15 protein-coding genes are annotated in these 18,729 nt (G+C 47.6%); 13 read left to right on the forward strand and 2 right to left on the reverse strand.

Translation table 11 applies throughout. The features are described 5' to 3' along the window. Positions 1–74 precede the first annotated feature (74 nt). The 3 genes from BO53_RS0107440 to BO53_RS0107450 all read left to right on the forward strand — a co-directional run bounded on the left by BO53_RS0107440 (position 75) and on the right by BO53_RS0107450 (position 3,742). Complete coding sequence (locus BO53_RS0107440) at positions 75–1,385, forward strand: Na+/H+ antiporter family protein (RefSeq protein ID WP_031546983.1); 1,311 nt, start codon at positions 75–77, stop codon at positions 1,383–1,385. 64 nt (positions 1,386–1,449) lie between these two features. After that, positions 1,450–2,820 (forward strand): MATE family efflux transporter, encoded by a 1,371-nt coding sequence (locus BO53_RS0107445; RefSeq protein WP_031546984.1) that lies wholly within the window; start codon positions 1,450–1,452, stop codon positions 2,818–2,820. A gap of 34 nt (positions 2,821–2,854) precedes the next feature. Beyond that, positions 2,855–3,742, forward strand: a complete 888-nt coding sequence (locus BO53_RS0107450; protein ID WP_031546985.1) for an SDR family oxidoreductase — start codon at positions 2,855–2,857, stop codon at positions 3,740–3,742. A 73-nt stretch (positions 3,743–3,815) separates the two neighbouring features. On the opposite strand, the gene BO53_RS0107455 is transcribed toward BO53_RS0107450, so the two are convergent. Beyond that, on the reverse strand, positions 3,816–5,174 hold the full coding sequence (locus BO53_RS0107455) for an aldehyde dehydrogenase (RefSeq protein ID WP_031546986.1): 1,359 nt from the start codon (positions 5,172–5,174) through the stop codon (positions 3,816–3,818). Between the two features lie 239 nt (positions 5,175–5,413). On the opposite strand from BO53_RS0107455, the gene BO53_RS0107460 reads away from it, so the two are divergent. From BO53_RS0107460 to BO53_RS0107475, 4 genes are all read left to right on the forward strand, one after another. Then, on the forward strand, positions 5,414–5,572 hold the full coding sequence (locus BO53_RS0107460; RefSeq protein WP_169738740.1) for a hypothetical protein: 159 nt from the start codon (positions 5,414–5,416) through the stop codon (positions 5,570–5,572). 136 nt (positions 5,573–5,708) lie between these two features. After that, positions 5,709–5,891, forward strand: a complete 183-nt coding sequence (locus tag BO53_RS0107465) for a hypothetical protein (protein ID WP_031546988.1) — start codon at positions 5,709–5,711, stop codon at positions 5,889–5,891. Positions 5,892–6,006: 115 nt separating this feature from the next. After that, a complete protein-coding gene (locus tag BO53_RS0107470; protein ID WP_031546990.1) occupies positions 6,007–6,540 on the forward strand; it encodes an NADPH-dependent FMN reductase in 534 nt (177 codons plus the stop codon). 60 nt (positions 6,541–6,600) lie between these two features. Beyond that, positions 6,601–7,383 (forward strand): N-acetylglucosaminidase, encoded by a 783-nt coding sequence (locus BO53_RS0107475; RefSeq protein ID WP_031546992.1) that lies wholly within the window; start codon positions 6,601–6,603, stop codon positions 7,381–7,383. 13 nt (positions 7,384–7,396) lie between these two features. On the opposite strand, the gene fdhD is transcribed toward BO53_RS0107475, so the two are convergent. After that, the gene (fdhD, locus tag BO53_RS0107480; protein ID WP_051683064.1) at positions 7,397–8,143 is read right to left on the reverse strand and encodes a formate dehydrogenase accessory sulfurtransferase FdhD; all 747 of its coding nucleotides are present in this window, start codon (positions 8,141–8,143) and stop codon (positions 7,397–7,399) included. A 182-nt stretch (positions 8,144–8,325) separates the two neighbouring features. Between fdhD and BO53_RS0107485 the strand changes: the two genes are divergently transcribed. The 6 genes from BO53_RS0107485 (at position 8,326) to glnA (ending at position 18,714) form a co-directional block, all read left to right on the forward strand. After that, positions 8,326–9,591, forward strand: coding sequence for an L-lactate MFS transporter (locus BO53_RS0107485; RefSeq protein ID WP_031546994.1), 1,266 nt, complete (start codon positions 8,326–8,328; stop codon positions 9,589–9,591). A 238-nt stretch (positions 9,592–9,829) separates the two neighbouring features. Beyond that, a complete protein-coding gene (locus tag BO53_RS0107490; RefSeq protein WP_031546996.1) occupies positions 9,830–12,187 on the forward strand; it encodes an FdhF/YdeP family oxidoreductase in 2,358 nt (785 codons plus the stop codon). A gap of 155 nt (positions 12,188–12,342) precedes the next feature. Continuing rightward, complete coding sequence (locus tag BO53_RS0107495; RefSeq protein WP_031546997.1) at positions 12,343–13,683, forward strand: sodium-dependent transporter; 1,341 nt, start codon at positions 12,343–12,345, stop codon at positions 13,681–13,683. Positions 13,684–13,801: 118 nt separating this feature from the next. Then, positions 13,802–16,894: an efflux RND transporter permease subunit gene (locus tag BO53_RS0107500; RefSeq protein WP_037341986.1), complete on the forward strand. Its 3,093-nt coding sequence runs from the start codon at positions 13,802–13,804 to the stop codon at positions 16,892–16,894. A gap of 134 nt (positions 16,895–17,028) precedes the next feature. Beyond that, positions 17,029–17,361, forward strand: coding sequence for a MerR family transcriptional regulator (locus BO53_RS0107505; RefSeq protein WP_031546999.1), 333 nt, complete (start codon positions 17,029–17,031; stop codon positions 17,359–17,361). A gap of 18 nt (positions 17,362–17,379) precedes the next feature. Continuing rightward, complete coding sequence (gene glnA / locus BO53_RS0107510; protein ID WP_031547000.1) at positions 17,380–18,714, forward strand: type I glutamate--ammonia ligase; 1,335 nt, start codon at positions 17,380–17,382, stop codon at positions 18,712–18,714. The last annotated feature ends 15 nt before the right edge of the window (positions 18,715–18,729 follow it).

Consider the following 18,729-nt stretch of genomic DNA (forward strand, 5'->3'; position numbering starts at 1 on the left):
TGTATTGACAAATGGCGGCAAAGTATTTAGTATTGCAATGTTGTAAAACTCTAATGATCGGAAGGTGACTCTGTTTGAATGCGGTCCTGATAGCGGTTTTTGTAATGATTTTATTAAGTCTCTTCAGATTGAACGTAGTGCTGGCACTATTTATCGGCGCACTCGCTGGCGGAGTGGTTGCAGGTTTGGGATATGGTGAAGTCATCACCATATTTACGGAAGGTATTGTAGGTGGAGCGGAAATTGCACTCAGCTATGCGCTCCTCGGTGGATTTGCTGCGTTGATTGCGTATAGCGGCATTACAGAAGTGTTGGTAGGCTTCATAATTAAAGCGCTGAAGAAAGAGCAGTCCAAAAAAGCGCGTATCATTGCGAAGGTATCAATCATAGTTGCCCTTCTTGCGGTATCGATCATGAGTCAAAACCTCATTCCGGTACATATTGCATTTATCCCGATTCTCATTCCACCATTGCTCAGCCTGATGAATGAACTCGGTTTCGATCGGCGCCTCATTGCAGTGGTACTGACTTTTGGTCTGACTTTCCCCTATGTACTTCTTCCAATCGGCTTTGGCCAAATATTCCAGAATACGATTGTGACAGGATTCGAGTCTGCGGGGATGAATATCGCCTTCGGGGAAGTGGCGCCTGCACTTGTCATTCCTGCGAGCGGCTTTGTCGTCGGCCTGGTTCTGGCGTTATTCTACTATAGGAAGAACCGACGATATGAAACGAAAGATATCGCTTCCGAAGGCGTTGCAGAAGTGAGTGTCAAAACAGTCTCCATTGCTGTGATTGCAATTGTGGCGACGTTTGGTGTCCAGATTCTGACGGATTCCATGATATTTGGCGCATTGGCGGGAATAATGGTCTTTTTCCTGTCCTTCCAGTTCAAATGGAGCAGGCTGGATAATGAACTGGTCAATGGTATCAAGATGATGGCCTACATCGGCATCGTTATGTTGGCCGCCAATGGTTTTGCAGCTGTCATTTCAGAAACTGGGCATGTGAGTCCGCTCGTCGATGGCATAGCGAACATCCTCTCGGACCAGAAGGTTCTGGTGGTCATTTCCATGCTGTTTGTCGGTCTGGTAGTGACGATGGGAATCGGCTCCTCGTTCGCCACCATTCCGATCATCGCGAGCATCTTCATTCCGATGGGCATGGAACTTGGACTGTCGATACCGGCTATCATTGCAATCATTGGCACCGCCGGTGCCTTGGGTGATGCTGGCTCGCCAGCCTCCGATTCGACACTTGGACCGACGGCTGGACTTGCTGCCGACGGCCAGCACAATCATATATGGGATACATGCGTCCCAACATTCGTATTTCTGAATATACCTGTCCTGATTGCAGGGTTCTTTGCCGGCATGATCCTATAACTTTCAAAATCCACCCGGAGCCGCAGCTCAGGGTGGATTTATAACATCCAGAAAAGGTGAGTACATGTACCATACAGATTCCATAAGAGAAATGTATAAACAGTTCATCAGAATATTGTGGCCCATCATGATCACCCAGGTGCTCCTCTATTCCATGAACCTGATCGATACGATGATGTCAGGGAGGGCAGGGGTGGACGACCTGGCTGGCGTAGCCATCGGATCCAGTTTTTGGGCCCCTGTTTCCACAGGCATCAATGGGATACTGTTGGCCGTCACGGCCATCGTGGCCCAACTGCTGGGTGCGGGTCAGAAAGAGGCGGTACGGCACAATGTCCAGCAAGCTATCTATGTAGCAGTGGGGCTCACGGCCATTATCCTATTAATCGGCATGTTTTTTTTAAATGATATACTGGATATCATGGGGCTGGAAGCGTCCGTCCACCAGATATCCTACTACTACCTTGTCGCTCTATCCACCGGTGCGCTGCCATTATTCTTTTTCGGCGTATTGCGCAACTTCGTTGATGCACAAGGCCTTACACGTATATCGCTATACGTTATAACAACATCATTGCCTTTGAACATATTTTTCAATTATGCTTTAATTTTCGGGAACTTCAGATTTCCTGAGCTCGGAGGCGTCGGTGCCGGTTTTGCAACATCCATTACCTACTGGCTCATGTTTCTCCTCATGATCCTCATGGTTATGAAGGTCACTCCACTGAAGGGGTTCAACATATTCAGAGGATGGTCGCGGCCTTCAGCAGAGACCATATGGCACCATTTGGCCGTAGGTGTGCCGATTGGAGTCCTTATATTTGTAGAAACCAGCATCTTTTCCATGATGACCCTTTTTATCGGAGTGATGTTTACCACAAATATCATTGCAGCCAACCAGGTCGTACTCAATTTTACTACGATGCTGTTCATGCTGCCGCTCAGCATATCCATGGCAATGACCATCGTTATAGGCTTCAGTGCTGGAGGTGGACGCCATGAGGATGCAAGGCGTTATAAAATGATGGGAGTCATTTCAAGCCTTGGATTGGTGAGCGTGGCTTCCACTATCCTATACTTTTTCAGGGAGCCCATTTCATACCTGTATACGGACGACCCTGAAGTTGTGGCCGTTACAATGCCGTTATTCCTTTTCGCCATCGTCTACCAGTTCTCCGATGCGCTGCAGGCGACTTTCCAGGGGATATTGAGAGGATATAAGGATGTCATCCTGCCTTCAGTCATCGCCATCGTTTCCTACTGGCTGATCGGCATGTTGGCCGGCTATCTGTTGGCTTCCAGAACTGTTCTTGAGGTCTACGGATTCTGGGTCGGCATTTCCATTGGTCTTACCTCTGCAGCCGTTGGTTTCTATATTCGGCTGAAGCATATTGAAAACAAAAATATGTTTAACTCTTCCCAAAATGCGCAATAAGTAGGTATAAACAAGATGGAAGGGGAGTAGGATTATGGAGAACTTGAATAATCCCAAGTATAAATATTTTGATGATAAATTCAGCAAACAGGAACAGCCGTACCCGGGTGTACAGAATGAGATGACCCCGGTACCTGATTGTGGAGAGGAATCCTATAAAGGTAGTGACAGGCTGACCGGAAGAAAGGCGCTAGTCACCGGAGGCGATTCCGGAATCGGACGTGCTGCAGCCATTGCATATGCGAAAGAGGGTGCGGATGTTGCCATCAGCTATCTTCCAGACGAGGAGTCGGATGCCGAGGAGGTTAAAGAAGTGATCGAATCGGCTGGGAGGAGAGCGGTGCTCCTGCCAGGAGATTTGAGAGATGAATCATTTGCAAGGCAGCTTGTCCATGATGCAGCCAAAGAATTGGGTGGACTGGATATTCTGGTGATGAATGCCGGAATGCAGCAGTATATAAATGATATAAAAGGACTGGAGACAAAGCAGCTTCAGGATACTTTCACCATCAATGTATTCTCGAACGTATGGATGCTCCAGGAAGCACTGGATCATCTTCCTGAAGGCGGCAGTGTTATTATAACAACCTCCGTACAAGCTTTCAGTCCAGCATCCATCCTGGCGGATTATGCAATGACGAAGAGCGCACAGGTGTCCTTCATCATTTCGATGGCTCAGGAGCTCGGGCAAAAAGGCATCCGTGTAAATGGGGTGGCACCGGGACCAGTATGGACAGCATTGCAGATTTCAGGAGGCCAGCCGCCGGACAACATCCCGGAATTTGGCCAGAATACACCATTGCAGCGTGCCGGTCAGCCTGTTGAACTGTCCGACACCTATGTGTTGCTCGCTTCAGACAGCGGCAGCTATATCACCGGCCAGATCTTCGGAGTGACAGGCGGCATGCCGATTAATACGTAGATACAAAAGTCGTGTTGAAACTTAAAAGAACACCCCTCAGGATGAAGCAGGTTCCTGAGGGGTGTCCTTTATTTTATCGCCAAATATACTTGAGCATTTTACCGAAAAGCTTGGCATTGGGATATCTGAAGGGTAAGTCAAATCGTGTCGTCTGATCTAGAATGCTTTTTTCATGGGTGAAAGTCTCGAATGAGTACTTTCCATGATACCTTCCCATCCCACTGTTGCCACGACCACCGAAAGGAAGGTGTGGATTGACGAGGTGGAATACGGTGTCGTTTACAGCGCCGCCACCGAACGGTACAGATTGGATGACCTTTGCAGATTCGGTTTTTTTATCGGTGAATACATACAGGGCCAATGGATCGGGCAGGTCCCTGATATCGAGCAACGCCTTATCAAGGGAATCGAACTCGAGTACAGGCAAGACAGGACCGAAAATCTCCTCCTGCATTGCATCATGTCCAAAATCCACGTTATCGATAATTGTCGGCTCTATGGAAAGTGTGGATTGGTCTGTATGGCCGCCATGGACTACATCACCTTGTATCAGATCTTTGACCCGGTCAAAGTGTTCCTTATTGACTATGTGCATGTAGTCTCCATTCCTGAAAGTCTCACCATAAAATTTCTCGGTGTAGTATTTCAAGTGGCGAATCAGTTCCTTCTTGATGGAAGCATGTGCATAGACGAAATCAGGAGCCACACAAGTCTGGCCGGCATTGATGAATTTCCCCCATACAATCCTCTTGGCAGCAATTTTCAAGTTGGCGTTTTTTGTTACGATGGCTGGTGATTTACCTCCCAGTTCAAGGGTGACCGGTGTAAGGTGCTGCGCTGCTTTCTCCATGACGATCTTCCCCACATGGGACCCCCCTGTATAGAAGATATAGTTGAAGGGCAGATTGAGAAGGCTCTGGTTCGTTTCGATACCCCCTTCTACGGAAGCTATATATTTTTCGGGGAAAACGAGAGAGATGATATCGCTGATCACCCGGCTGATGGCTGGTGTATGTTCTGACGGTTTGAGAATGGCGGTGTTACCCGCACCGATTGCACCGATCAGAGGCCCGATGGCCAGATTAAATGGATAATTCCATGGTGAAATGATAAGCGTGACCCCGTAAGGCTCCTTATGGATCTTTGAAGTTGAACCGATATGGCTTGCTGGCGTCTTTACTTTTTCTGTTTCCGCCCATTTTTTAAGATTTTTTATGGAAAGGTTGAGATCATGGTACACATACCCGATCTCGGTCAGGTACCCTTCAGTTTCTCCTTTGTTCAAGTCCATTTTCATGGCTTCGAGCAGAGCGTCTTCATAATAATGGACGGCCCTTTTCAGTTGCCTGAGCGACTCGATCCTGAATGGGATGCTGTGCGTCTTTCCAGATTGGTAAAATTGCTTTTGTCTGTTGAATAAAGATTCATGCATATCTATTTCACTCCTCATTTGTATATGTACCCAAGTAGGTAACGAATATGTGATTTCTCCATTGAAAAATGCCCATATCATACTACACTATTTTTTAATTTTCACTTTAATTAATACTTCTTTACAGAATGATAATATTTTATATGATTTGTGTAAAAATGATTGCTTTTAACCCAAATGGCACTATACTTAATGTACTACATGAAAAAGGTGATCAAATGGAGACTAAATTAAAAATATTGGAAGGTAGATTGACAGCCTACCAATTGAGTGAGGCCCTGGGCATTCCGATGGAAACGGCGCAAGGTCTCTTGAACGAAGAACTGGCAATAGAGCAGCTTGATGAAGCAATCAAAGCAAAGATCACTGTATTGGAAAGCGCACTATTTAATCAGTAGTCATGTAGCCTTTCACTATACATGTTTCCTGCATTTCATAGGAAAGTGTTTAAATGCAATTCACATTTATTGTTTAATCTTCTTCCTGTGATATAATTAACTTTAGTTTGATTAATTGGTTGAGGAAGGTGAATGCATGGATATTGGTTTGAATTTTGAATTAATGACTGAAAAGCTGACAGCTTACCAAATAAGTAGAGCTGTGGATATCTCCATTGATCAGGCTCAATCAATTATAGACGGACAGGTCGATATTGATGACCTGGACCAAGAGACGATAGACAAACTTAAAAATTTGAACGATAAACTGATGAACTGAGGTCGGCTGCAGCCAATCTCAGTTTATTTTATACAACTTTAGGCGGTTTAATTCAGGACAGGCAGATGATAACATATAATATACGCTTAAATATATGTATAAAGGAGCCTTTCCAATGAAGTTACTGATCCTTTCAGGAAGTGCTTTTCCAGATTCGCATACACATTCGATTGCCAAAATTATCGAATCTCTTGTGGAACAGCCGGAACACGATGTAACCCATATAGACCTCAGGGAAATGGACATTCCTGTATTCGGCCAGGGAAAGACCGAAGATATAGAAGTCTTGAAACGTCATGCTGAGAATGCAGATGCCATCGTCATCGGCACGCCGAACTACCATACCTCATTTTCCGGTCTGCTGAAAAATGCATTGGATCATCTGTCGATAGACGAATTTGAGATGAAACCGGTTGGACTCTTCTGCAACAGTGGCGGCATGAGGAATTCCGATCCTTTGACGCAACTCCGGATGGTGATGAGGGGCGTACATGCGATGGTGCTGCCATTACAGGTGTGTACATGTGATGAAGACTTTGAAAAGACCAGCGAAGGATACAAGCTGGTCAATAATGCACTGAAAGAACGACTGAGTGTCATGATTGATGGTCTGGTCCGCCAGTCACATTCCGAGACGATAAGCATCTGATGCATCAGATGCTTATTTTAGTATGGAGATCAATTGAAACGGATGGGGAAAAGTGGACAGATGAATAGAAGGATGAAAGAAAATATTCCGGTTCTTATATTGCTGGGTGTCATGGCCATATTTCTATTGGCATTCATGGTATCAGAAACGACGCTGTTCAAGGGTGGTGGAAATATCCATAATTTTGATGAAGCAGTGGAACGTCAAATCAACAATGGTACAGCGGATCTGAAGCTTGAAAAAGGCAGAATTCGCCAAGCTGAAAACGATGAAATCAGAAATGCGATGAAAGTCCATGGAAGTCCTGCCGAATATCAATTTTTGAATCTCACTGAAAAAGTGGATGTGACAACTGAAGAGCTGGAGTGGTTGTTGGAAGGCAAAGGCATACTTGAAGGCCGCGGAGATGTGTTCATTGAAGCGCAGGAAAGATATGATATAAACGCCCTGTATCTCATCAGTCATGCCCAGCTCGAGACAGGCAATGGGAGATCGCAGCTGGCTCAAGGTATTCGTGTAGGGGATGACATGTACTATAATTTCTTTGGCATCGGTGCTTTCGACCGCCAGGCAATCGAAGAGGGTTCGGCCTATGCAGCACGTGCCGGGTGGTCTACTCCTGAAGCTGCCGTAATCGGAGGTGCAGAATTCATCAGGGAAAATTATCTGGATCAGGGACAGCAGACACTGTATGCGATGCGCTGGAATCCGGGAAATCCAGGGAGTCATCTTTACGCGACCGATATAGAATGGGCATTGAAGATAGGGCGTATTGTCGAATTGCATTATCAGAAATTGGAGAAGGACGCAGGCGATTTCCATAAAGATTATTATAAGGATTGAAAAGAGTCCAGCCTTAAAGGCCGGACTCTTTTTTAATGCGCCAGGGATGGCTGTATATGTTGAACGAATCGCCACGGATGAAACCGACAGCTGTAATGTTCAGATCTTCCGCCAACTGTATCGCGAGGTTTGTGGGGGCTGATTTGCTCAGTACAATGCCGACACCGATCTTTGCGGCTTTTGTCAGTACTTCGGATGAAATGCGTCCGCTGAATACAAGAACTTTGTCCCGGACGGGGATACGGTTCTGCAGACAATGGCCATACAGTTTGTCCAATGCGTTATGTCTGCCGATGTCCCCCCGATGGGCAATGAGACTATCCGGTGTACCCAGACTTGCATTATGTATGCCGCCCGTTTCCTTGAATATGGTGCTCCGCTCCTGCATGGCATGCATCAGTTCTATGCATTGCGATGGGGTCAGGGTCGTTTTGGCCATTGAAACCTTTGCAGTGTCCACATCGTTCTGGAAATAAAACTGGCGGCTTTTGCCACAGCAGGATCCGAGGATGCGTTTGGAATAGATGAAATGATCAGTGGGGATTTCCCTGTTCAGGCGGATGTGGCAGAAGCCCCCGTGGTCGTCCAGGTTCATGGATTCTATGTCGCTGAACCGTTTTATCGCCCCTTCAGAGGCAAGAAAGCCGATAACCAGTTCCTCAAGATGTTCTGGGGAACATACCAGCGTTGCAAATTCCACATCGTTCAAGTAGATAGTAAGAGGGAACTCCTCTGCCACAGCATCTTCCACTTCCACCATCTGATCATCACTGTAGCGGAGAATCTTTTTGTTGGTTGTGGCCTTCAATTTTTTCCCTCCTTTTGATATTATTGAAAACGCTTCCCCTTTATAATATAATGAAAATTAATTTACAGTAGTCCAAACATATTCTATAGCGTAAAGGTTTTTTTGTAAACAATTAAAACAAAGGGGCGCTTCAATTGAAAACAAAGAAAAACCGTTGGCTCATCGCATTGGCAGGAGTGGGGATACATATTTCGATAGGCTCTGTCTACGCATGGAGCGTATTCACTTCACCACTCCAGACCGAATTGGGATGGAGTTTGAGTAATGTTTCATTTACGTTCAGCCTGGCAATCCTGTTTCTCGGGTTGTCTGCAGCCTTTATGGGCCATTTCGTAGAAGCGAAAGGACCGCGTATCTCAGGTCTTGTTTCTACAGGGTTTTTTGCCTCCGGTCTCGCGATTGCCGGGTTTGCCGTACAGATAGAGAGTCTTTGGCTATTATATCTCGGTTACGGTGTTCTGGGAGGAATTGGACTTGGGATAGGATATATCACTCCCGTATCGACTCTTGTAAAATGGTTCCCTGACCGCAGGGGGATGGCGACAGGGCTTGCCATTATGGGGTTCGGTTTCGCCGCAATGCTGGCAAGTCCAGCAATGGAGTTCATGATTGAATCATTCAGCATCGCAGTGACTTTCTATGTGCTTGCTGTGGTCTACTTCGTAATTATGCTGCTCTCGAGCCTCTATTTGGAGAAGCCGCCGGAAGGCTACCAGCCGGAAGGTGTGGATTTGGAAGAAGAGAAGACAGCGAAACAGGATGCGGTGCAGCTTACAGCGAATGAAGCGATCAAAACCAGAAGGTTCTACTTCTTATGGCTCATGCTCTTCATAAACGTGACATGCGGCATTGCAATTCTTGCTGTGGCGAGTCCAATGGCCCAGGAAATCGCTGGTCTATCTGCGGGCGCAGCTGCACTGATGGTCGGGTTGATGGGCGTGTTCAACGGTGGTGGAAGGCTGGCGTGGGCGACGGTGTCCGACTATCTGGGACGTCCCAATGTCTACACAATGTTCTTTGTCATACAGATCGCATTGTTCCTGATCCTCCCATCAGTTACTCAAGCCCTGATTTTCCAGTCCATGCTGTTCATCATCATTTCATGCTACGGTGGGGGCTTTGCTTCGATTCCTGCCTATATAGGGGATATTTTCGGAACGAAACAGCTGGGGGCAATCCATGGGTATATACTGACAGCCTGGGCAGCTGCAGGATTGGTCGGTCCGTATATCTCCTCTACAGTCTACGAGGCGACACAGAGCTATACACTGACCTTATACATCTTTGCAGGCATGTTTGTGGTGGCCCTGCTGATTTCCCTGCTCATTAGGGTAGATATTAAGAAAATTAAAAAGACCGCAAAGAACGAGGGCGAGCCGAAACTTGCCATTGAAAACTAGTAGTTGGGAAAAGAACTTCAGTACATGTTAAGTATAAAAATGAAATTGCTGATTTGCCATTTTAGTAAGGCATGTATTCTTCATAATGAAGAGCATGTCTTTCAATTTTGTCCAATTTGAATCATGAATATGAAGTTGTTGCCACTTTCAATTTAAATTCTCATAAGAGAATTGATTAAACTGAAAATTGGGATACAATAACTATAGGAAAAGACAATTCTTTAGAGGAAGTGTAGTAATGGGAAAAACTCTGCATCAAGGTCCAATAAGCAAGACGAAGAAATGGGACCCCAACTTGTGGGTGAGTCCGGTGCCGTTCGGCCTGACCAAAGTGAAACCGCACCACATCAGGGACACGGCCAAAATTGCATGGAAAAATAAAGACAATCTCAACTATGCCAAAAATATCATCACCAAAGGTGTGTGTGATGGTTGCGCTCTAGGTGTATCCGGTCTGCAGGATCAGACGCTGAAAGGACCGCATATGTGCACCACCCGCTTCAATGTCCTCCGTTTGAATACCGCACCGCCGATCAAACCTGAAGTTCTACACCAGGATATCGATGAACTGAGGAAGATGACAAGTGCAGAACTCAGGGAACTGGGCCGCATCCCATATCCGATGATGCGCCGCAAAGGAGATCGCAAGTTCATCCGCATTTCATGGGATGAGGCGATGGACACGGTAGCGGATAAGATGAGGGCGCTGGACCCCAAACAGTATGCCTTCTATCTTACAAGCCGGGGCATCACCAATGAGTCATATTATACAGCAGCCAAAGTATCAAGGTTTCTCGGGACCAACAATATAGACAACGCATCCCGTATATGCCACTCCCCGAGCAAAACGGCCATGAAGCGCTCAATCGGTGTCGGGGCGTCGACATGCAACTATCAGGACTGGCTTGGCACCGATGTACTGGTCTTCTGGGGCAGTGTAGCTTCAAACTCAAGCCCGGTATCCACAAAGTATATGATGGAGGCAAAGAAGCGCGGCACCAAGATCATCGTCATCAATCCATATAAAGAGCCTGCGATGGAGAACTACTGGGTGCCTTCCGTGACAGAGTCCGCACTGTTCGGCACAAAGATTGCGGATGACTTCTTTGAAGTGAACATCGGTGGAGACATTGCGATGATGCATGGCGTCATGAAGCACTGGTTCGAAATGGAAGAAGGAAAGCACGGCTCGGCGGTCAATCATCAGTTTGTAGAGGAGCACGTGAATAACTACGATGAACTGAAGAAAACTGTAGAAAACCAGACATGGGAACATATCATTGAATCCTCCGGCATCAGCCGGGAGCGTATTACAGAACTTGCGGAACTGCTTGCAAATTCGAAAAGCGGAGTCATGGTGTGGGCGCTTGGTCTGACCATGCATAAGCATGCGACGGACAACATTTCGCAAGTGGCGAATCTCGCCCTATTGCGTGGCTGGCTTGGAAGGGAACACTGTGGTCTCATGCCTCTGCGTGGACATTCCAGTGTTCAGGGTTCCGGGGAAATGGGTGCCGATCCATTCGTTCTGCCCGGAGGCGACTATAATGATGCAAATAGGGAACGCATCGAAAAAATATGGAACTTCGAATTGCCGAAATGGCCGGGGGATTCCGTCGGAGTCACGATCGAAAATGCCATGCTGCCGGAAGATAATGAAAGGAAGCTGAAGCTCTATTATATGTCAGGAGGCAACTTCCTTGAGACGATGCCGAATCCTGATTTTGTAGCAGAAGCACTTTCCAATCTGGAAGTACGTGTGCATCAGGACATCATCCTGAACACCTCCACGCTGCTTGATGCGAAAGAGACGGTAATCGTCCTTCCTGCCAAGACGCGGTATGAACAGGATGGTGGCGGACTGTCCACATCAACGGAGCGGATGGTCTATTTCTCCCCGGAAATCGAAGGGAACCGGAACCGTATCGAGGAAGCGCGGAGCGAGTGGCAGATTTATGTGGATCTTGCCAAACGTGTGAAGCCGGAATCTGCAGAGCTTATCGATTTTGCATCCGGACAGGAAATCAGGGAAGAGATTGCCAAAGCCAATCCCCAGTATGATGGGGTGCAGCACCTCAAGAAGGCCGGAGACGTCTATCAATACGGCGGCGCCTGGCTATGTGAGGGAGGTGTGTGCCCGACGCCGGACGGCAGGGCGAACCTCATCGGCATCGACATACCGGATAACAACAAGAAGGCCGGTGAGTTCAGGCTTTTGATGAGACGGGGCAAGCAGTTCAACTCCATGGTTTATGGCGATACGGACGCATTCAATGAGATGGGCAGATATGACGTGCTCATTAGCAGAGAAGATGCGAAACGGGAAGGCATCCAGGATGGTGAAGCCATTGTCCTCTACAATAAGAACGGTGTATTCCAGGGATTCGCAAGAAGCGCCGATATCAAATCCGGGAACCTGGGCATCCAGTTCCCGGAGGGGAACTATCTTGTGCCTAAGGGCATCTATGAAAACTATGCGAAGATGCCGGACTACACAGTCGATGTGAAGCTGGAGAAAGCAGACCACTTCAATGCCAATAAAGACAGGCAGTACTATGAAAAGCCGGTGCCTGATCTGGAAGACAATCCAAACTAGCAGCCGAGGGGGCGTTCCTGTCATGGGAACGCCCCTTGCATTATTTTAACGGGAATTTCTGAGGCAGAGTGTTCAAATGCATTCCAGGTGTGCTACTATATTAGGAACTCTATTTAAAATGAATGAAGTGAATAATAGTGAAGTGAGGTTAGTTTATGAATAGTGTGAGATGGGGTTCCAAAATCGGGTTTGTTCTGGCAGCTGCAGGTTCAGCGATTGGACTTGGTGCGCTGTGGCGTTTCCCTTATATGACCGCCGAACATGGTGGCGGCGCGTTTCTTCTTGTATTTCTTATATTGACATTATTTGTTGGGATGCCGCTCCTGCTGTCCGAGTTTGTCATCGGAAGGGCAAGTCAGCGCAACCCGATTGAAGGGTTCGAATATCTCGGGGGCAAAAGATTCTATAGGGTATTCGGCTGGCTTGGGAATATAGCCGTCTTCCTGCTGCTCTCCTTCTACAGTGTCATTGGAGGATGGATACTGATCTATCTTGTTGTTGCGCTCGGTGATGCCATCAATCTGATTCAGATTGACAATTATGGGGCGGCCTTCGAAGGCATCATCGCCAACCCGCTCTATGTTGTTTTGGCGCAGGGCGTCTTCATCCTGCTGACGGCCTTCATTGTGGCCAAAGGCGTGCAGGAAGGACTTGAACGTGCATCCAAAGTGATGATGCCGCTGTTGTTCGTCCTGTTCCTGATTGTAATCATCCGTTCAGTGACGCTTCCCGGAGCGATGGAAGGCATCGCATTCTTCCTGACACCGGACATCGGCGAAATCGATTCTACGGCGCTGCTCTATGCGCTGGGCCAATCCTTTTTTGCCCTGAGCATTGGTGCGACGACGATGATTACTTACTCATCATATCTGGGTGAAGAGCATAACCTTACACAATCGGCACTGTCCATTGTAATCATGAATGTTGTCATTTCCATCATGGCCGGATTCGCCATCTTCCCTGCGATTGCATCGCTTGGTGTGGAAGCGGCTGAAGGCCCGGGACTCGTATTCATCGTCCTGCCGCAAGTGTTTGGGGAGATTCCACTGGGCATGCTGTTCTATATCCTATTCCTTGGTGCATTCCTATTCGCTACATTGACTTCTTCAATTTCAATGATTGAAATCAATGTGGCCAATGCAATCAAGGGAAATGAGAGCAAGCGGCGCAGCAGAGCATATATCTTCGGCTTCTTCGTATTTCTGGCGGGTATTCCCTCCGCGTTGTCCTATGGTGTGCTGAGCGATGTCATCATTTTCGGAAGATCGATTTTTGATAATGTGGACTTCCTCGTATCCAATATCATGCTGCCGATCGGGGCACTTGTCTCTACGCTGTTTGTCGGTTTTGTCATCGACCGGCGTGTGACGATGAACCAGCTGAATGTGGATGAAGGCAGCAAAATGTATGGACTGTACAAGTTCTGGATATTGATGCTGAGGTTTGTGCTTCCAGTAGTGATACTGATAGTTTTTGCAGTAAGTATAATAGGCTAGATGGGAACTTCCGGCGTGGCGTCGGAAGTTCTTTTTTATAGGCAGAAAGCAGTAGGGCAGATGGAGTTAATTGTGGTAATATTCAATCAACGGATATCAATTCCGGGGAGGGAATGGAATGATTAAATTTTCGATTGGACGTCCCGTACTCACTATGGTCACCATGCTGCTTGTGATCATTCTAGGCGCTGTTTCACTAATCAATATACCACTCAAGCTCATACCGGAAATAAACCCTCCGATCGGAGTGGTTGTTACAAGCTATAGCCAGGCGAGTCCAGAAGAGGTAAATGATCGGATCACCCTCCCTCTTGAGGATCAGTTGTCGACGACTCCGGGGCTTGATTCGATGATTTCCACTTCACAGGAGGGATCCAACCTGATCTTTCTGCAATTTGGATGGGCCACTGACATTGATGAAGTTGAAAACGAAATCAACCAGGCGCTTCGTGCCGCCCAGCTGCCGGATGACGCAGGGGAACCCCGTTTCATGAAATTCGACCCGAGCCAACTGCCCATCATTCAGATGTCTTTGAGCAGTGATGAAAAGGATGCTGAATTCCAGTCCCTCGTTGAGGACTTGACGGTGGAGCTCGAGCGTATCCAGGGGATAGCGAGTGTGGATGCCGAAGGCCTGTCGACTGAGAGCATAGAAATCAAATTGGATGGGGAGGCACTGGATGAGTATCAGCTGGATATGACGGCCATCCAGCAGTCACTGGCAGCAAGCCATCTGTCGCTGCCCGGAACATCGGTTGACGAGGGGACCGAGAGCATCACTACACGCATACAGTCACAGTTCCAGTCCATTTCCGATCTTGAGGCGTTCATTGTGACGGTCAACCCTGCGAATAGCGAAACCATCACACTTTCTGATATTGCTGAAATAGAGAAGGTGGGTACAAGTGGCGATACGATCTCCAGAACGAACCAGCAGCCTTCCGTACTGGTCAATGTGCTTGAAGAGGCGGATGGCAATACATCCAATGCCTCGCGGGAATTCAATGCCGCCCTCAAAGAGACACTCGAACAGCCCAAGTACGAGAGTATAGATGCGGACGTTCTCTTTGACCAGGGCGACTATATCAACCGCTCAATCAGCGACATTTCCCAGGCACTGATCCTTGGGGCAGCCTTTGCGATGGCCGTCCTCTTCCTCTTCCTGAGGAACTTCAAAAGTCCAATCATCGTCGGCATCGCAATTCCATACTCTGTCATCTTCACCTTTGTACTGATGTACTTTTCCGATTTCACATTAAACCTCCTGACGATGGGAGGGCTCGCTCTCGGGGTCGGGATGCTCGTGGACAACAGTATCGTTGTTATAGAGAACATCAACCGGCACCTGGGCATGGACAAGTCACCGAAGGAGGCTGCTTATGAGGGAGCGAAGGAGGTGGCGGGCGCCATCACTGCATCAACACTTACAACAGTGGCTGTGTTCCTGCCGGTCGTATTCATCGAGGGCATCATCGGTCAGATATTTACACAGTTTTCAGTGACCATCGCTTTCAGCCTGCTTGCATCTCTCGTTGTTTCATTGACTACGGTACCGATGTTCGCAAGCAAATTCATGAAGCGGCCGAACAAGAATCTGGAGAGGGGGAATAGGAAAAGAATCTTCAACAGGATATTCAATGGACTTCTGAAAAAGGTGCTGCGCTACAGAATCATCACCATCCTCCTGGTCGGAATTCTTGTGGGGCTTGGCGTATTCGGCATCTATCGTACCGGATTGATATTTCTTCCTGAAACAGACGAAGGATTCTTTTCCGCGAATATCGATATGACGGCAGGGACCAACCTGGAGACGACGGAACAGGCAGTAGGAGAGATGGAATCATATCTCTCTTCCATCGAAGACATTGATGTATACCTGAGCATGGCCGGAGTGTCAAGCAATGGGGGCATCACGAGTTCTGCCGATACATCGGAGGGGGCAATCTATGTCACGACAGTTCCAATGGAGGAAAGGGACCGATCGACAAATGAAATTGCGAGGGCGGTCGGACCGGAATTGCAGGCCATCGCTGAATCTTATATTGAGGAGGCGGAAGTTTCCATGACCACTTCCACCTCCACCGGTACCGACTCCTCAGTGCTGTCATTCAATCTGATGAATGACAGCGAACAGAATCTCAATGCCGATGAAGAAGCACTTACAGCCGCACTGGAAGATCTGGATACTGTAGCGGAGGTTTCCAATAATCTGACCGAGACGGTCGAGGAACTGGCGATCAATCTGGATCGGGAAGCACTATTTGAGAATCAGCTGACGGCTGCCGAAGTGGCAGAGAAGTTTTCGAACTTCACGAGAGGAGTGGATGTCTTCAATATCGCTGAAGACGAAACTGAAGAAATATTGACCGTCTCCCTCAAGCTTGCCGATGAAGATGTAGATAGTGTGGGGGCACTCGGCGATATGACCATACAGACTTCAGCAACAGGGGAGAGCGTCCGACTCGAAGACGTGGCGGATATTGAACGCCAGGCTGCGCCGGCAGCAATCGAGCGGATTGATGGTCTCCATGCCTACCAATATGAGTTGGAAGTGGCGGCAGGCAGCAGCCTTTCGGAAGCTGCTGCAGAACTTGAAGAGACGGCCGGGAATCTCAACCTCAGTGAAGGAAGTGAAATACAATACACAGGAGATCAGGAACTGATAGAAGATTCCGTGATGGATATGCTGATGGCGATGGTACTTGCCGTCATCCTTGTCTATTTCGTCATGGCAGCACAGTTTGAATCGTTCAAGTATCCATTCGTCATCATGTTTACAGTTCCCCTGATGTCGATTGGGATCATGTTCGGCCTATGGATCACAGATACGCCGCTTAGTGTGCCGGTCTTCATAGGCGCGCTGGTACTGATCGGTATAGTTGTGAACAACGGCATTGTCCTTGTCGACTTCATCAACCAGTTGAGGGAGCGTGGGATGAACCCATATGAAGCGATCATAGAAGCGGTCAACATACGCATACGTCCGATTCTTATGACAGCTTTCACAACGATGCTCGGCCTGGTACCAATCGCCTTCGGATTCGGGGAGGGGGCAGAAATCAATCAGCCGATGGGCATCAGCGTAATTGGAGGACTGTTCACCAGTACATTCCTTACCCTGCTCATCGTACCGCTTGTCTACAGCCTGCTCACGCGGGAAACATTGACGATGAATTTCAAAAAGAATCGCCATAAATTTGACCGCGAATAGAAAAACATCGGAGAAACAGCTTGTTTTCTCCGATGTTTTATTATAGTTTCATAGTCATGTTAGATTATCTTACATCGATTAGATTTTTGAAAAATGTTGTGCTAATATTATGAATATGATTAGAGGTGATCATTTTGGATAGAGATCAGATGAGACGTAACACCGCTATCTTTCCGATGTCATCAGCCATGAAACTGACTGGTCTGACGGCACGGCAAATCAGATATTATGAATCCCTGTCTCTTATTTCTCCTGAAAGGACCCCCGGCAACCATCGGGTCTTTTCCATGAACGACCTGGACCTTCTTCTTACCATCCAAAACTACATGGAAAAAGGGTTTACCATGAAAAGGATAGGGGAAATCCTAAATGAACCTCAAAAAGTCGACACACCGGAGATACTCAAGCACAACGAATACCAGAGACCACTATTGAACCGTGGGGATTTATCAAGGTTTTTCCAATAATTTACAGGAGCGTGTACAATGAGCGAATTTACAAGAGAAGATATCATCCGTATTGCAGAGGAAGAGAATGTCAGATACCTACGCCTGCAGTTCTCCGATATTTTGGGAACAATTAAGAACGTCGAAGTGCCGATCAGCCAATTGAGCAAAGCACTTGATGGAGAAATGATGTTTGATGGATCTTCAATTGAAGGGTTTGTCCGCATCGAAGAGTCCGATATGTACCTGGTTCCTGACCTCGATACATGGACAATCTTCCCATGGACGGCAGGCAAAGGAAAAGTAGCGAGATTGATCTGTGATATCTATAACGTAGATGGAGAACCATTCGATGGCGATCCGAGATCAAATCTGAAACGTGTACTTAAAGAAATGGAAGACATGGGCTACTCCGCCTTCAACCTTGGGCCTGAACCGGAATTCTTCCTCTTCAAGCTTGATGAAAAGGGCCAGCCGACAACCGAACTCAATGACCAGGGTGGATACTTCGACCTTGCACCGACAGACCTTGGTGAAAACTGCCGTAGGGACATCGTGCTTGAACTCGAGGACATGGGCTTTGAAATAGAAGCTTCCCACCACGAAGTGGCTCCTGGACAGCATGAAATCGACTTCAAATACGCGGATGCCATCGCCGCTTGTGATAACATTCAAACATTCAAGCTCGTTGTCAAGACGGTCGCACGCAAGCACAACCTGCACGCTACATTCATGCCGAAACCTCTGTTTGGCCTGAACGGCAATGGAATGCACTTCAACGTTTCCCTGTTCAAGGGTGATAAGAATGCATTCTACGATGAGAATGACGATATCGGATTAAGCCAGGATATGAGGCACTTTATGGCGGGAATACTCAAGCACGCGCGTGGATTTACCGCAGTATGCAATCCGCTCGTCAATTCCTATAAGCGTCTTGTGCCAGGATATGAAGCGCCAAGCTACATCGCATGGAGTGGCAAGAACCGTTCACCACTGCTCCGCATTCCATCCTCCCGCGGGATGTCGACACGTGCAGAAGTAAGATCGGTCGATCCGGCAGCCAATCCATATCTTGCACTTGCCGTCATCCTGAAGGCCGGTCTTGAAGGCATCAAGAATAAAACGGATCTGCCTGAACCGGTAAACGAGAATATCTATGAAATGTCCCGTGAAGAAAGAGAAGCTGTGGGAGTGGAGGACCTGCCTTCTACGCTTTATACAGCACTCAAGGCGATGAGAGAGGATAGAGTGGTCATGGATGCACTGGGCAGCCATATCTATAGACAGTTCCATGGCAACAAGAGTGTCGAATGGGACATGTACCGTTCACAAGTTTCCGATTGGGAACTCAAACAGTACCTGAACCAGTACTAAAGGCAACAGGAGTGA

The sequence above is a fragment of the Salinicoccus luteus DSM 17002 genome (assembly GCF_000712035.1).
GTDB lineage: Bacteria > Bacillota > Bacilli > Staphylococcales > Salinicoccaceae > Salinicoccus > Salinicoccus luteus.

Bases quoted from the DNA above. Each gene is read 5' to 3' on its own strand.
- fdhD (WP_051683064.1), bottom strand. From the start codon at position 8,143: ATGGTGGAAGTGGAAGATGCTGTGGCAGAGGAGTTCCCTCTTACTATC.
- BO53_RS0107455 (WP_031546986.1), bottom strand. From the start codon at position 5,174: ATGCATGAATCTTTATTCAACAGACAAAAGCAATTTTACCAATCTGGA.
- BO53_RS0107465 (WP_031546988.1), top strand. From the start codon at position 5,709: ATGGATATTGGTTTGAATTTTGAATTAATGACTGAAAAGCTGACAGCT.
- BO53_RS0107475 (WP_031546992.1), top strand. From the start codon at position 6,601: ATGAATAGAAGGATGAAAGAAAATATTCCGGTTCTTATATTGCTGGGT.
- BO53_RS0107500 (WP_037341986.1), top strand. From the start codon at position 13,802: ATGATTAAATTTTCGATTGGACGTCCCGTACTCACTATGGTCACCATG.
- glnA (WP_031547000.1), top strand. From the start codon at position 17,380: ATGAGCGAATTTACAAGAGAAGATATCATCCGTATTGCAGAGGAAGAG.
- BO53_RS0107470 (WP_031546990.1), top strand. From the start codon at position 6,007: ATGAAGTTACTGATCCTTTCAGGAAGTGCTTTTCCAGATTCGCATACA.
- BO53_RS0107445 (WP_031546984.1), top strand. From the start codon at position 1,450: ATGTACCATACAGATTCCATAAGAGAAATGTATAAACAGTTCATCAGA.
- BO53_RS0107495 (WP_031546997.1), top strand. From the start codon at position 12,343: ATGAATAGTGTGAGATGGGGTTCCAAAATCGGGTTTGTTCTGGCAGCT.
- BO53_RS0107490 (WP_031546996.1), top strand. From the start codon at position 9,830: ATGGGAAAAACTCTGCATCAAGGTCCAATAAGCAAGACGAAGAAATGG.
- BO53_RS0107450 (WP_031546985.1), top strand. From the start codon at position 2,855: ATGGAGAACTTGAATAATCCCAAGTATAAATATTTTGATGATAAATTC.